This is a genomic window from Eubacterium pyruvativorans (assembly GCF_900102225.1).
Taxonomy (GTDB): domain Bacteria; phylum Bacillota; class Clostridia; order Peptostreptococcales; family Anaerovoracaceae; genus Aminicella; species Aminicella pyruvativorans.
This window is the reverse complement of sequence record NZ_FNBF01000036.1, coordinates 1-14,453: the sequence shown is the minus strand read 5'-3', so window position 1 is coordinate 14,453 and position 14,453 is coordinate 1. Positions and strand designations below refer to the sequence as shown.

Sequence of the window (14,453 nt, the reverse complement as noted above, 5' to 3'; positions counted from 1 at the left end):
GCTTGTATGTTGTTCGGATTTGAGGGTACACCTCATAAGACGCCGGGAAGCCGGCGAGAAAATAACCGAATCTGGTGGCAATAGCGAAGATGTTACACCTGTTCCCATCCCGAACACAGTAGTTAAGCTCTTCAGCGCCGATGATACTTGGCGGGTGACTGCCCGGGAAAGTAGGACGCTGCCAGTTCGGCTATTTCTATCATATGCGGCTCCATGGTCAAGCGGTTAAGACACCGCCCTTTCACGGCGGTAACTCGAGTTCGATTCTCGATGGAGTCACCATTACAGGCAGAGATCGGCATTTGCTGATCTCTGTTCTTGCATAGAGCGCGCGCGATTGGCGGAACTGGCAGACGCGCCAGATTTAGGTTCTGGTGGGAGACTGTGTGGGTTCGAGTCCCACATCGCGCATTATAAATCCCCGGAATCATTTGATTCCGGGGATTTACTGCATGTCGTGCTATTCTCCGCTATTTACAGGTGTTTCAGAGGCATCTGTATGGTCAGGTTTGGCCGTCTGGTCCTGCTCCTTTGTGTCTGTATTCGGAGTTGTCGCCTCGGCTTTTTGATTCTGCTGGTTTGTGTCTGTGTTCGGAGTTGTCCCCTCGGCTGTCTCTTCGGCCGCTTGATTCTGCGTCGGCTGATTTTGCTTATGTGTGATAAAGAAGCAATAGAAGTGCAAAAAATTTTGCCGTTCCTATCCGACACTTGGCCATTGTGTCGGATAGGTCGGGCGGTTATTCGGGCAAGTCAATCTTGCCGACAAAGCTGTAATAAATCTCAATGTCCTGCCTGCGGGTGCCGTTCTCATCATAGCTGCACTCATGCACCACAATTTTCTCGATCATTTCCCGCAAGAGAGTGGGGGTCAGTTCTTCAAAGGCAAGGTGCTTGCGGACAATGCCCATAAATTTCTCGGCGTTGACGGTAGCTGCCTGTGACTTGTCCAGTTCGGCTTGCAGGGCGGCGGCTCTCTTTTTCAGCTCCGCTTGCTCGGCTTCGTAGTCAGCCGACAGTTCCATGAAACGCTCATCGCTGATTTTGCCGTTTACATTGTCCTCATACAGCCGCTTGATAATGCGGCTGATTTCAGAAATGCGTTCCTGCGCCTGTTCAAGCTGCTTGATGGCTGCGGCGGTCTTTCGCTTGCCGCCGATCTCGTTCTGCTGGACAAGTAGTTTCACAAACCGGCTCTCATGCTTGGCTGCGTATTCGGTCACTTGCCGGAGATTTGCCAGGACACCAGCGGTCAACAGATCGGTGCGGATAAAGTGCGCCGTACAGTTGCGGGTGCGCTTCTTGTAGCTGCCGCAGATGTAGCAGTCCTGTTTGCGGTCTTTGTTCTGATACCGCTGCTGATACAGCACATGGCCGCAGTCGGCGCAGAACAAAATCCCGGAGAACAGCCCCACTTCATCGTAGCGGTTCGGGCGTTTGCGCTGTTTGCGTAACTCCTGCACCCGTTCCCATGTTTCCTTGTCGATGATCGGCTCATGGTGGTTCTCGAAAATGGCCTGCTTCTCGACGGGGTTCTCTATGCTGTGCTTGACCTTATAAGAAGGCTTTTCCGTTTTGAAGTTCACCAGACATCCGGTGTACTCTCGGTTTTCGAGGATATGAACGACGGTGTTGGTCGCCCATTTGCACTCATAGCCTGGGTGATAACGGCGGGTGCTGCCTGTCCGCTGATATTCCAGCGTCCCCGGCGTGGGGATTTGCTGCTCCGTCAGCATACGGGCAATCTTGGTCGGGCCGTTCCCGGCAAGGCAAAGCTGGTAAATCTGCTGCACCACCGGGGCGGCTTCCTCGTCTATAATAAAATTCTCGTCCTCGTCCATCACATAGCCGTAAACCGGCTTGCTGGTAACAGGCTTGCCGCTCATGCCTTTTGACTTTTTCACTGCCTTGATTTTCTTGCTCGTATCTCTCACCAGCCATTCATTGAACAGATTTCGCAGCGGGGTAAAATCGTTGTCCATGCCCTCGCTGGCACTGTCCACATTATCGTTGACAGCGATAAAACGCACACCCTTTTGAGGGAACAGCATTTCCGTGTAAAACCCTACCTGCAAGTAGTTTCGCCCTAACCGGCTCATGTCCTTGACGATGACCGTACCCACTTTCCCGGCTTCAATGTCCGCAAGCATGGCTTGAAATCCGGGCCGCTGGAAGTTCGCGCCGGAAAAACCGTCGTCGGTGTACCAGCGCAGATTGGTAAAGCCGTTCTGTTTTGCGTAGGTTTCGAGTATCCTTTTTTGGTTCGATATGGAATTACTCTCGCCTTGCAATTCATCCTCGTGGGACAATCTCGGATAAAGGGCGGTAATGAGGTTTTGGGTGGCTTGTCTTAACATAAAATCCTCCGTTTCCGACAGCCAGCCCCACTATTCCGTGGTTTCATTGTACCACGGAACGGCGGGGGCTGTACAGCGGCAAAAGCGTTAAATTTGCTTCTTTACAGCTTTTCAATTTTCCGATTTTTATGGTATGGGTTGTCGTCCCATATTTGCAGTAGAAAAGTTCATAACTCCGTGGTATACTCTGATTTAACAAAAAAATCAGAAGTTAAAGGAGAAAACATGAAGTATACAATAGATGAATTAACCGCGGCCAAAAGGCAAATTGATTCAACTCTGCACAAGCTAAGAGAAACAGTAAAAACATTTGAATCAAAGGATAATTCCGAGCGTTATAAATCACAAATCACATTGGCAAAGAGAAGAATAAAAGCCTTTGAAATTGCAAATTATTTTATAGAGAATGAGATTAAGAATTGCTAAAGCACTTCCGATTTTCGTTCCAGCGGTCATGCTCCCTGGCATGGCCGCTTTTCCATGCCCCGGTTCACGCCGGATAAGTCGGCTCCTGTGTAGCAGCGGCTTCCGCTTCCAGTACCCGCGCCATTTTGTCGGCGGCTGTGGTTGTGGTGTCTTTCTTGAAATAGCCGGACACGACAAGGACGGAATTGCCCATGCGGATTTCCGTCACACAGTCAGGGCGGCGGGTGGTGCGGGTGTCGTGCTGCTTGTTATCTGCCATAGGCAATACTCCTTTCAGTCGGTAATCAGTTTCTTCATGCTCTCCATTTTCCGCTTGGCGGTTTCCTGCCGGAAGTTGTCGCCGGTAAAGCGTACCGGGACGCACATGGAAAGCAGGCGGTCATAAATCCGGGAATGGGCGGTGTCCTCCGGGTTGTGCAGGTCGTCCAGCGTAAGGTTGGTCGTGACGATCAGCGGCTTGCCGCTGCGGTAACGGCTGTCAATCACATTGAACACCTGTTCCAGCCCGTATTCCGTCCCGCGTTCCATGCCGAAGTCGTCAAGGATCAGCAGCGGATAACGACAAAGGCGGGAAATGTACTCGTTGCGCCCCTCAAAGCTGGCGGCAAGGTCATTGAGGATAAGAGCAAAGTTCGTCATGCGGACGGGGATTTCTTTCTCCATGAGGGCGTTTGCGATACAGCCTGCAAGGTAGCTTTTGCCGGTGCCTACGCCGCCCCAGAACAGGCAGCCGATATTGTCTGTCCGCATATCTTCCCAATGCTCCACATACCGGCGGGCAAGCCCGGTCTGCGGGTTCCTGCCGTTGTCGTTCTCGAAAGTCCAGTCCCGCATGGTGGGGTCGGTAAAGCCCCGGCGTTTCAGTTCTTCCACGGTGTCAAGGTGTCTGCGCCGCTTTTCGGCGGCTTCCCGTTCCTCGCGGGCGGTTCTCTGGCAGTCGCACTCTGCCGGGTGGCGGTCGCGCCCGAAGATAGCGGCCTTATCCGGCGCAAAATAGGCTTCTTTCGGCTTGCGGCACTTGCCGCAGTACAGTAAACCGTCCTCGCCGGTGTAGTCCTCCGGCTCCGGGATGGTGGTCGTCATATTCTCCAAAACCGCGTTGATTTCATTCTTCATAAACTCTCGCCCTCCTTGCATGAGTAGTCTGGTATGCCCTTTTTAGGGGCTTCCTTTTTGTCGTTCCCCGCCCATATCCGCAGGGCGGCGGCATAGTTCTGGTAGCTTTTCCCGTTGGCGGCAAGGTAGCGGCTCATTTCCTCGATGAACCGTTCCAGCCTGTCAGGGTACTCTGCCTGCAACTCGTCGTATTCGGTCTGTGACAGAAAAATATTTCCATATCGGCCATAGGGCGCGGACGGCCCCCCACTCACTCCCTTTGTTTGGCTCTCTGTAAGGTTGTTTATAGTAGTTTGGTTAGGGGACGGTTTTCCGACCATCATAAGGTCGGTTTTCTGACCATCAGTAGGACGGTTTTCCGGCTCTATGAGGGGCGGACTTCCGGCCATCAGTTGGTCTGAAAACTGTACCTGTGGCACTGGCGGTACTTTGACATAAAGCCGGTTCGGTGCGGAGAAGCCGCCCCGTTCCCGTTCCAACAGCCCCGCCGTGTCCAGTTCATTAAGCGCCCCCTTGATGGTGGTGCTGCCTTTATCCAGTATTTCTGCTATCTCCGCGATGGGATAGATAATATAAATCCTGCCCTCGTCGTCCAGCCACTTGTTTTTCTGGGAGAGGGTGGAACGGTCTAACAGCAGCGAATACAGCAGCTTGGCGGTCTGTGAAATCTCCATTTTCAGCAGGAAACGGGGATACGGCAGATAGGCGGGCAGCCGCGTGTCTGCCCTGATATAATCAGCGATAGGATCACCTCCCTGTGTTCGGGTTGATTTTGGCGTATTGTCACGCATTAAAACGCCGTTTCCGGGGGAAAAGGATAAATGTATCGCGTACCCTTTGACACCCACGAAAAAAGCCTTGATTTATGCGGGTTTGAAAGGCTCTAAAGCGTGACATCTCTGCCTTTGTTTCCGCTTTCTCTCGGCGGCTTTGATTTTCTTCATGCGCCCGGCGCAGTCGGGGCAGTATTTTCCCCGGTTGGATTTGGGGACAAAGGCCGCCCCGCAGACGGCACACCGTTTCCGGCTTCCCCGGCACAAGAGGGCTGCGGCCAGCTCCCCGTCAAGGGGCAGGACAGCCACACGGAACCAGTGGCACATGAGGGAAAAGGAAATGCTCTGGACGCACACGCAAGGCTCCCCGTCGTCCAATAGCAGGCAGTTCCCCTCATCGTAGTTACAGCACTCATGTACCAGCCGCCGCGCCCGCCGGTGCTGGCGGTAGTCCATGTGGGGCAGGTTATCGCTCATGGCTCTGCTCCTTTCTGCGGTGCGGCTCGTCCCGGCGCAAAATCTGGTCGATGTTCCGCTTGACGGTCTGCAACTCCTTGAACCGCTGTTTCTGTTCGTGATAGGTGTTATACAGGCCGTCTTTCTCGGAGATAAGCTGCTCGATCTCGGCCTGCAACGCTTTCCGGGCGGGCAGCTTGGTAATGCCATGCGCCTTGAAATACCGGGCTGCTGCGTCGGCTATGATAAAATCGCTCTCATGGGCCTGCCGGTATGCGGCGCGGGCTTTCTCGGATTTCTGTGCCCGCAGCCCGTCGCGGGCGGCCTTGGTCTGGGCGTAGGCCAACACCTGCCGCTGCAACTTCTTTTTCCCTTGCAGCTTCGTTTCCAGTGCTTTCAGTTCGCCGCTGGTCTGGCGCATTTTCTGATAGGCGGTGTCAACGGCGGCTTCTAACTGCTCCGGGGAAGTAAAGCCGTATTGCTGGTAGACGGACAGCGTTTTGGCGGCCTGCTTCAGATTGTGTATCTTCGCCCAGCGTTCATAGCCCCGGCCTTTGCCCTCGGCCATTTTCTGCTCAATGTCCACAAGCCGCTGCACTCCGTCCTGTTTCGGGGCGGCTATCTCGGCTCTGGCAACCTGCAAGCGGTCTTTTATGGTGCGTGGGGGATCGGGGGATCTGGCTGGCGCTTCGGCTGCTCTGGCGGCGTTTTGCTCTAAAACGGCAAAGACAGCGGCGCGGTCAAAATCGTCGCCCAGCTTCCGGGCGGTAATTGGCTTTGTCCTGTCCGGCGTGAGGTAGGAAAGCCGCCCCCGGCTCTCCTTGACGGTCACACCCTCCTGCAGCAACAGAGAGGAAAACTCGTCAAAGCTGGCGGCGGTGGCAAGGGCTTTCCGTAGGGTCTGCCGCAGCTTCTCCTTGTTCGTTTCAAACTTGGTCTGCCGGGGCGTGATACTATCGGCAATCATGGGGGCGTTCTGCTTGTCCAGCGCGGCCTGTCCCTTTTTCTGCGCCCAATACTCCCGGTCGGTGACGCGGTTCTTGCTGCCGTTCAAGAGGTCGATTTGATAAAGCCCCTCCCGGTGGCACATCTCCATGACTTCGGATTTGAAGTAGCGCAGGGCAGCGTCGGTACATCGGTGCTTGCAGCCGACTTTCGTATCGGCCGGCCTGTCCATGTAGGGCAGGAACGGCACTTCCTCAATCCGCAGGCTGTTTATGACGATATGCACATGAATGTTGCCGCTGTGGTTATGCCCGTCCGGGTGGGTGCAGACAAGGGCCTGGTGGCCGGGAAAATGCTCTTTACAGAATTGTTCCCCCAACGCCTGCGCCCGGTCTACGGTCAGGCCGTTGTCCGGCCCGTCCCGCGGGTCAAAGCTGATGATGTAGTGGTGGCTTTTCACATCTTCCCGCCGCTGGTTTTTCTGATAGCGGAGATTGGCCCGCATACACGCAACGGCAAAATCCTCCCCGTCGCAGTTCAGCGTGGACAGCCGGTAGTCCTCGCGGGGGATAAGCCTGCCGGTTTCATCAAGGACGGGCTTCATGGTAAACTCGTCATGCTCAAAGAGAAGATATTGCTCGGCGGCTCCGTAGTCGGCGTTTTTAGAGTTGATATGCTTGAGTGTTGCCAACCGCGTCACCTACTTTCTTGAGGACTTCATACTTGAGGACGGCAAGGTCGGATATGGCGGCGCGTACCTCGCCGGAAAGGGTGTTGTAGGGTACGCCGTATTCGTTCAGATACCGGGCAATCTGATTGAGGTTGCCGCCGATCCTGCCGTACTCGGCTGTCAGCTTCCCGACAGCGGAAAGCAACTCGTCATTGACCGACGACACATGGACAACCGGGCGTATGGTCGCCCGCCGTATCGCCTGCCGGAGAAATTCGGACTGGCTGATACCATAGGGCGCAAGCCGCGCTGTGAAGTCGGCATACTCATCTTCGGACAGCCGGGTTTTCACAACGCGGCTGCGGTGGGGCGTGTTGTATTTCTTTCGCATGGTGTGACCTCCTTTCTCGCCCGTAAGGGCGCATGAGCAGGGTTTGGGGAAGGCACTCCCCAACAAGTTTCCCGCGAGGGGCAAAACTGCAGAATTGCGGATTTTGGCACCGTGGTAGAAACTTGCTCTCCGTGACTGCAAACTTTCTCTCACTTCCGTCCGCCACTTTTTTGGAAAACTGCAACCACAAAAGTTTGTTTCTCTTTTTCTGCTACTACTAATCCTGTAAAGGGCATTCCTGCCCGCTTTCGCTAAAATGACACCGGACGCAGTGGTTTCTACCCGGTGTTGGAGAAATCCTTTCTCTTTGCCCTCTACTACGGGTAAATGCTCCAAATGCCAAACACCAGGGCAGAAAAATTCCCTCCTCGCTTACTACTACAACCGGCAGGGGGCAAAATGGCCGGGAGCGGAGCCGGACAACAAAAAAAGCAGTAAATCTTTTTCAAGACTTACTGCTTTCGCTGGCCGCGTCGGTGGCGGCTGGTATTCAGTTTTTATGACTTGTCCGGTGGTTCGTCAAGCCGGAACTTGAATTGACAGTCAATTAACCGCTGCTTTACATAGTCCTCCACCTCGGCGTTGACCTGCCCGTTCACTTTTGAGAAATAGCGGATATATCCGGCGTAGTGGAGCAGGACAGCGTTCACGGCTTCTGGGTCGCCCTCACGGGCTTTGAGGATTGTTTCATAGGGGAGAAGTCTACTCATACCGGCTCACCCCCATTTCTTCGCGTAGCCGCTGCAAGGCAAGCTGGATATGCCGCCCCGCTGTGCTGCGTGACCGGCCAATACACGCGCCGATCACGCGCTGCGGCTGGCGCAGAAAGTAATAGCGCAGGATTTCTTCCCGCGTCTGCTCCGGCAAAACAGAGATCGCGTCGGCAAGGGCGGCGTTGCAGAGCAGGACGGTCTGACCGCAGACGGTAAATGGGTATTCCTCGTCCGGCTCCGACGCGGCAAACTGGACAAACTTCTCGTTCATCAGATAGTCAAGGGAAACTTGCCGTTCCCATTGCCGTTTAAGCTTCAAAATCTTGTCCAAGGCGGCACAGCGGATAACAGTCTTGCAAAAGGCGTTGTACCTGCGCTGGATATATTCTTGATAGGCTATCTGGTCGGTCATGGAAATTCCCCTTTCTGAATAATAGTGCGGGGCGGTGGCACTTCTTGCTGTCGCCCCTTGATTGCCTACCAGCAAAGGCGGGCGGGGCTGTCAACGGCTGCGCATATGCGCCGTTCATCTTGACCGTTGACTGGCTCGGCTGGGTTTGCTATTTACCCGACAAACTTGAATTTATTTTAAGCTATCACGTTTTACCTTCTTAAGCCTTACTATCATTACCATAGGAATTTCTTTGTTGGTTTTAAAACATTCTTCATAAAATCCATCAATGACAAATCCAGCTCTAAAACAAAGGTTAAAAATATCTTGTATGGAACGATGATAATAAATCTGCTCTTTCGGTTGCCCTTCAATCGCTATATCATAGTAACTGTGCGGTGTCATATATTTTTCAGTCAACGTGACAAAACAAGGGTGTTGCGTTGCAAAGACAAAAATTCCGCTTTCCTGCAACAGTTCATAAACAGCCATAAGAAGTGGTTCAATATCCGTAATATCCATAATTGCCATATTAGAAACTGCTTTCGTAAAGGCTCGATTTCTTTTTAATTCTAATATACTTTTTCTATCGGTCGCATCCGCCACACAAAATTCAATTTGTTTTGCATATTGTGATTGCCGTCTTTTAGCCAATTCTATCATTTTTTTGCTGTAATCAAAAGCGACAACCGAAGCGCCTCTTTGTGCAAGATACGAAGAATAATTTCCATTGCCACACGCAATATCCAAAATGTAATCCGCAGGATTAGGAGATAGAAGTTCCGTTACTTTGGGACGCACTACCTCTCTGTGAAATTCATTAGATTCGTCACCCATTGCATTATCCCAAAATTGTGCGTTCTCCTCCCAGATTTTTTTACTTTCCTCTGTTCCCATGTTCTCTCCCACTCCCCAAATTTGCTTTTTTGCTTCCATTAAATCTTCCTTACTATATTCCATTGTTACCCTCCATAACTTCTGATTGTTGCCGTCTTGACGATTATGTATCTTTACATTACCTTCTGAAACATATGGCGCACCTTGTCCAGGCGGCTGTTTGGACGGCGGGGCTGGATGACCGGCTGACCGACAGCGGCCTGATATCCTTTCAGCTCTGTAAGGCATACGCTCCGCCCGTTGGTGTAAAAGGCCAGATCAGTACGGTATGCCTGTATACAGCGGGCGGGAATCTCGCCAGTAAAGACAACTTCATCCTTTTTTACCTGGGCCGTTTCGATGGTGGCACAGTATTTCGGTGCATCATGATAAGCCCTGGAAAGGTATTCCTGGGGCGCATAGAGGATGAAGGAGAGATAAGGTTCCAGCAGCTGCGTCCCCGATTCCTTCAATGCCTGTTCCAATACAATCGGGGCCAATGAGCGGAAGTCCGCCGGCGTGCTGACCGGACTGTAATAAAGCCCGTATTCAAAGCAAATCTTACAGTCCGTTACGTTCCAGCCGAACAAGCCCTGCTCCAGCCCGTAACGGATACCATCCCTGACAGCGTTTTGAAAACTCTGGTTCAAGTATCCCAGCGAAACCCGGCTCTCGTATTGTACACCGGAGCCAAGCGAGAGTGGTGTAACAGACAGTCCTATGGATGCCCAAAACGGGTTGGGCGGCACCTCGATATGGATGGTGTGGCTGGCTGCTTTGAGCGGCCGCTCCATATAAATGACGGAGGGTTCCTTTACCACTGTTTCAAGCTTGTATTTTTCCGACAGCAAAGCGGAAACAACCTCCAACTGCACCCGGCCCAAAAAAGAAAGAATGATCTCATGGGTGATGGAATCCACTTCGCAACGCAAAAGCGGGTCAGTATCCGCAAGTTGCGTAAGAGCGTCCAGCAGCCGTTCTCTTTGCGCTGCCGTTTTCGGCGCAATCGTCGTCCGCAGCATGGGGAGGGGGTCCTCGCGCCACCTTTTACGAGGGAGCCGGGTTTGGTCCCCTAATACATCGTTTAACCTCACGCTGTCGCTGGGAAGGATAACAATTTCACCCTGATAAGCGGTGTCTGTCCGAACAATTTCCCCTTTGGATGGAATACGCATCTCTGTGATTTTCAGCTTTTCTCTCCCGGCCAGGGCCACCGTATCCCGCAGGCGCAGCGTTCCGCTGTATAACCGTAGATAGACACGCCGCTGGCCGCAATCGGTGTACTCAACCTTGAAAACGCTGCCGCATAGGGCGGCGCCCCCCTGTTCCCCAATCGGTTGGAACAGCCCTGTCACCGCATCCATCAACGGTTGAATGCCAAGGCCATTTTTGGCGCTGCCATGATAGACTGGGAACAGGGAGGCGTCTTGAACCCGCTGCTGTTCCTCCCGCGCAAGTTTTTCCCGGCTGATTGGTTCTCCTGCGATATACTTTTCCAATAATTCATCGTTATTTTCGATGACCGCATCCCATGCTTCTATGTCGGTATTTTCCTCCAGGACTATTTCCGGGGACAGCGACACCGTCTGCTTGATGATAATATCGGCGGAGAGCTTATCCCGAACAGACTGAACCACGCTCTGCAAATCAACGCCAGCCTGGTCGATCTTGTTGATAAAGATAACGGTGGGAATGTTCATTTTCCGCAGGGCATGGAACAGAATACGGGTCTGGGCCTGCACGCCATCTTTAGCGGAGATCACCAAGATGGCCCCATCTAAAACAGCCAAAGAGCGGTACACCTCCGCCAAAAAATCCATGTGGCCGGGCGTATCCACAATGTTAACTTTACATCTGTGCCACTGGAAGGAAGTGACTGCCGCTTGAATGGTAATCCCACGCTGCCGCTCCAAAAACATGGTGTCCGTCCTCGTTGTCCCTTTTTCGACGCTCCCCGGTTCTGAAATGGCTCCGCTGGCATATAGCAGGCTCTCCGTCAAGGTCGTCTTTCCAGCGTCTACATGGGCAAGAATTCCAATATTGATTATTTTCATGTGATTGTCCTCCCTTTACAGCCCCAAAGGGCATAAAAATCCCCAGCAGTAAAATACTTTTACCACTGGGGATTATAAGTTGCGGACATACACATATACAGCATACACCTGTTTGTGATTGCTGTTTTTGGGGATATGTCAAAATTGATAAGGCAAAAGTATTCTTAAATTGGGTACAAAAAACTAAGCCCCTACAAAAGGAGCTATCATAATCCTTTGTTCCCACTATTTGATTATAGTTTTATTTAAGAATACCTTGCCGCATATTTTTTACTCCTTTTCTGGATTAAATCATTGTATCACATCAGTTTTAGGAAAGCAAGTACCTAAAAGAAATTTTTCTTCCCCTTATATGTAACAATCATACCGGCTTCCTAGCGTTCAGAATGTTTTCTGCTGTCTGCTGTGGTGTTTGGTTGGAATTGTCCAACCAAAAGCCGATCCGTGGTGTTGTCTGCATTTTACTAAATACAAATTCAATGTATACAGAAAGATATAAGGAGTGGGAGGGATTCCGCCGTAGTTGGCATTGTAGGAAAATCCAAAAGTTTAGATTTTCCCACAATGCTTATCTTTTGGTCTTTGGTTCGGAATAGTGTAGTGCTGGCGGTCTATCTCTTGTTTTCGGTTGCTTGCTTCCTTACCGTACATGAGCATTTGTTCCGGGTTTGTATTCTCATTCTCATTCGGATTATTTTTCACGTCAGTTTTGGATGGTTCATGCCCCGGTTTATAGAACACATATGTCTGACCGTTATCTCCGTAGGTATCCGAGGTGCTCTGTAAGGTGAGTGCATCATCGTTGTCTGAAATAATCTTGAAGGTTGCATCTCCCAGGCATCCGCGATTGAACTGATTGCTTTTCAATGGTTTCACGGTGATGCTGTCTCCGTCAACGATGTAGCTGCATTCAAAATAAGATCCGGTTGCCGAATTGTGATACCAACCATGTACCTTGTTCCCGTAGGACAAGGAAGAGAAGGTACCGCTGCCGTGGATTTCCAGGTCCAGTGTTCCGCTGCTAGTTTTTCCCGTAAACGGGTAGAGCGGATTACTGTTGTCGATCGGTGCACCGGTAGTGTTTTGTTCGTCCCCGGCTGTAAACGTGTATGTTTTTCCTTCATCCCCGTAGAAGTTGTTCATGCTCTTCAGGGTGATTCGTCCGTCTGTTTTCTCAGTGATTTGGAACTGCGCATTCCCGTGGTAGTTTTTCTCGAAGTTCGGGTTGTTCACGTGCTCCGTTTCAATTGTGTCTCCGGAGACGTTGAAGCGGCATTCATAAGCTGTTCCCGTTGCTGAATTATGGTACCAGCCGTGAATGGAGTCTCCGTATGACATGGAGGCAAACGGGCCGCTGCCGTGGATTTCCAGGCTTACATCGCCCCCGTTGTCGTCATCCACTCTCCCGCTGAAGGAGATCAACGGATTGTTTTCGTTGACCGGGTCGCCGAAATTTGCGTGTTTGGCGAACGTGTATACTGTGCCTTTGTCTCCGTAAGTATCGCTGGTGCTTTTCAGTTTCAGGAATCCTTCACCGTAGTCCAGGATGACAAAGGATGCTTCGCCAAGGTACTTCTTCTCATAGTTCGTGTTGTTGAGATGGACAGCACGGATGGCCGCTCCTTTTCGGTTGAAGCGGCATTCATATGCTGTATGTGTCCTGTTATTGCGGTACCAGCCGTGAATGGAATTTCCGGAGGAGAGCGAGGCATAACGGCCGCTGCCGTGGATTTCTAACGTCAGATCCCCGGAGGTAACGCGGCCCTGAAACTGCTGCATCGGATTGGTCGGATCCACTGCTTCGGACGCATCGAACTGTTCTGTATCTGCGTCAAACGGGAGGGTATAGGTTACATCTTTGTCTCCGTATGCGTTATTAGCGCTTTTAATCACCATGCTGAAATCGTTGACGGAGACAATATCGAACGCAGCCTCTCCTTTGAAATTCCGTTCAAAATTTGAATTCTTGATGCGGCTGGTCTTGATCTTTCCACCGGAGAGAAGATAGTAACATTCAAAATCTGTTCCCGACGCAGAATTGTGGTACCAGCCGTGAACTCTCGATGAGTTCGAAAGACCGGAAAACTGTCCGCATCCGTGGATTTCCAGAGACAGTGAGCCGTCATTCACCATGCCCTGATAATTCCGGAGCGGATTGTCGTTCGGGAGAGGGGAGTCCTGCTTTCCTGCATTTCTGTCTGTCCCGGAATATACGGATCCCGCATGCAGAATGTTGTCGGAATTGTCCACATCCAGATCTACATTGCTGCCGGTGTTATTCATCACCGAAGAGGCAGTGCCGCTGCCCTGCAGGTCCACATCCGTCTTCTCCGCCCCTCGCAGCAGCTGGATGCTGGTGTGCTTTCCCATGCTGCGGATATCTGCATTGGTGCTGCTCAAAAGACGAACTGCACTGCCGCTGATGCTCACGTTCTTTACCTTTGCCTTCCGCCGGAGGATTAATCCAGTATTTTCGGATTGAACACGGACCGATGGTGCGGCACCGCTGACATCCACGCTTTTTGCGCGGCTCACGGTCAGTTTTCCGGTCCTGCCCCGGACCTTCAGCTGTAGGTTCTTTGCATTTACCTGCAATTTGGCCTTGCTTCTGACGGATTGCGGTATGACCAGAGATCGGCTTCCCGGAGTCACCTTAATCGTTCTTACACGTTTCGATTTCAATGCGCGGGTCAGCTGTTTCTGAGTCCGTACGGAGACGGTTGCTGTGGTTCCTGCATAAACCGGGGATTCACCGGCAAAAAACATGGTGTACGGTACCGTTACCAGCACCACCGCAGCAGCGAGACTGAGCAGTCCGCCTTGAAAAAAACTTTTTTTCATCATTTACTCCTGAATCAGTATCTTGGACATAACTTGTGGTGTCAAAGTACAAATCGAAATTATTTGACAATTAAAGTATATTCCAAACAGAATCAGGATTCAAGTTGGGATGGCCGGAAATAACGGAGCCTGAAGATTCCGGGGACCTGTGAAGAGAAATGGGATAAACTGGACGCTCTTTTTGCTCATGGAGTAGAACCGGATATTGGCTGGTAGACTTCTATTAAAATCACAGCGTATATAATGGCCGTTGGGTATTGATGCCCAGCGGTGTTTTTTGACACAAAGAACATTGTGGGTTAATAGCGAAATAGTGACAGTCAGGACAGTGGCCGGTAATCGCAAGACAAACAGAAACCCCGCAAAGCACTGAATTTCAATGCCTTGCGGGGTTTCAAACGTTGGTACCGCCACCGGGACTCGAACCCGAGATTCAGCCGTGAGAGG

Annotated in this window: 13 protein-coding genes, 2 tRNA genes and 1 rRNA gene; 4 read left to right on the top strand and 12 right to left on the bottom strand. The window is 51.7% G+C overall.

What is annotated here, in order from left to right; all coding sequences use genetic code 11:
- The first annotated feature begins 70 nt into the window (after positions 1-70).
- From rrf to BLQ24_RS09445, 3 genes are all read left to right on the top strand, one after another.
- Positions 71-187: ribosomal RNA gene (gene rrf / locus BLQ24_RS09455) — 5S ribosomal RNA — on the top strand.
- A 20-nt stretch (positions 188-207) separates the two neighbouring features.
- Positions 208-282 (top strand) — tRNA-Glu (locus BLQ24_RS09450).
- A 49-nt stretch (positions 283-331) separates the two neighbouring features.
- Positions 332-411 (top strand) — tRNA-Leu (locus BLQ24_RS09445).
- A gap of 326 nt (positions 412-737) precedes the next feature.
- Here BLQ24_RS09445 and BLQ24_RS09435 read toward each other — a convergent pair.
- Complete coding sequence (locus BLQ24_RS09435; RefSeq protein WP_002596236.1) at positions 738-2,354, bottom strand: recombinase family protein; 1,617 nt, start codon at positions 2,352-2,354, stop codon at positions 738-740.
- A 225-nt stretch (positions 2,355-2,579) separates the two neighbouring features.
- On the opposite strand from BLQ24_RS09435, the gene BLQ24_RS09430 reads away from it, so the two are divergent.
- The gene (locus tag BLQ24_RS09430; protein ID WP_002596235.1) at positions 2,580-2,780 is read left to right on the top strand and encodes a hypothetical protein; all 201 of its coding nucleotides are present in this window, start codon (positions 2,580-2,582) and stop codon (positions 2,778-2,780) included.
- A gap of 64 nt (positions 2,781-2,844) precedes the next feature.
- Here the strand turns inward: BLQ24_RS09430 and BLQ24_RS09425 are convergent, their stop codons facing one another.
- The 11 genes from BLQ24_RS09425 to BLQ24_RS09360 all read right to left on the bottom strand — a co-directional run bounded on the left by BLQ24_RS09425 (position 2,845) and on the right by BLQ24_RS09360 (position 14,006).
- Positions 2,845-3,039 carry a transposon-encoded TnpW family protein gene (locus tag BLQ24_RS09425; RefSeq protein WP_002596234.1) on the bottom strand — a complete coding sequence of 65 codons (195 nt, stop codon included), beginning with the start codon at positions 3,037-3,039 and terminating at the stop codon, positions 2,845-2,847.
- Positions 3,040-3,053: 14 nt separating this feature from the next.
- Positions 3,054-3,896: an ATP-binding protein gene (locus tag BLQ24_RS09420; protein WP_002596233.1), complete on the bottom strand. Its 843-nt coding sequence runs from the start codon at positions 3,894-3,896 to the stop codon at positions 3,054-3,056.
- On the bottom strand, positions 3,893-4,687 hold the full coding sequence (locus BLQ24_RS09415) for a replication initiator protein A (protein WP_006356266.1): 795 nt from the start codon (positions 4,685-4,687) through the stop codon (positions 3,893-3,895). Before BLQ24_RS09415 ends, BLQ24_RS09420 begins: the two co-directional genes overlap by 4 nt.
- A gap of 72 nt (positions 4,688-4,759) precedes the next feature.
- Complete coding sequence (locus tag BLQ24_RS09410) at positions 4,760-5,125, bottom strand: cysteine-rich VLP domain-containing protein (RefSeq protein WP_425386754.1); 366 nt, start codon at positions 5,123-5,125, stop codon at positions 4,760-4,762.
- Between the two features lie 10 nt (positions 5,126-5,135).
- Positions 5,136-6,761, bottom strand: a complete 1,626-nt coding sequence (locus BLQ24_RS09405; RefSeq protein ID WP_002596230.1) for a relaxase/mobilization nuclease domain-containing protein — start codon at positions 6,759-6,761, stop codon at positions 5,136-5,138.
- On the bottom strand, positions 6,733-7,131 hold the full coding sequence (locus BLQ24_RS09400; RefSeq protein ID WP_002596229.1) for a plasmid mobilization protein: 399 nt from the start codon (positions 7,129-7,131) through the stop codon (positions 6,733-6,735). Before BLQ24_RS09400 ends, BLQ24_RS09405 begins: the two co-directional genes overlap by 29 nt.
- Before the next feature lie 497 nt (positions 7,132-7,628).
- The gene (locus BLQ24_RS09390) at positions 7,629-7,841 is read right to left on the bottom strand and encodes a helix-turn-helix domain-containing protein (protein WP_002586615.1); all 213 of its coding nucleotides are present in this window, start codon (positions 7,839-7,841) and stop codon (positions 7,629-7,631) included.
- Complete coding sequence (locus BLQ24_RS09385; protein WP_002586616.1) at positions 7,834-8,256, bottom strand: sigma-70 RNA polymerase sigma factor region 4 domain-containing protein; 423 nt, start codon at positions 8,254-8,256, stop codon at positions 7,834-7,836. Before BLQ24_RS09385 ends, BLQ24_RS09390 begins: the two co-directional genes overlap by 8 nt.
- Before the next feature lie 171 nt (positions 8,257-8,427).
- Positions 8,428-9,195, bottom strand: a complete 768-nt coding sequence (locus tag BLQ24_RS09375; protein ID WP_002586626.1) for a class I SAM-dependent methyltransferase — start codon at positions 9,193-9,195, stop codon at positions 8,428-8,430.
- A gap of 50 nt (positions 9,196-9,245) precedes the next feature.
- A complete protein-coding gene (gene tet(W), locus BLQ24_RS09370) occupies positions 9,246-11,165 on the bottom strand; it encodes a tetracycline resistance ribosomal protection protein Tet(W) (protein WP_002586627.1) in 1,920 nt (639 codons plus the stop codon).
- Positions 11,166-11,714: 549 nt separating this feature from the next.
- Positions 11,715-14,006 carry a hypothetical protein gene (locus BLQ24_RS09360; protein WP_090164688.1) on the bottom strand — a complete coding sequence of 764 codons (2,292 nt, stop codon included), beginning with the start codon at positions 14,004-14,006 and terminating at the stop codon, positions 11,715-11,717.
- Positions 14,007-14,453: the final 447 nt, after the last annotated feature.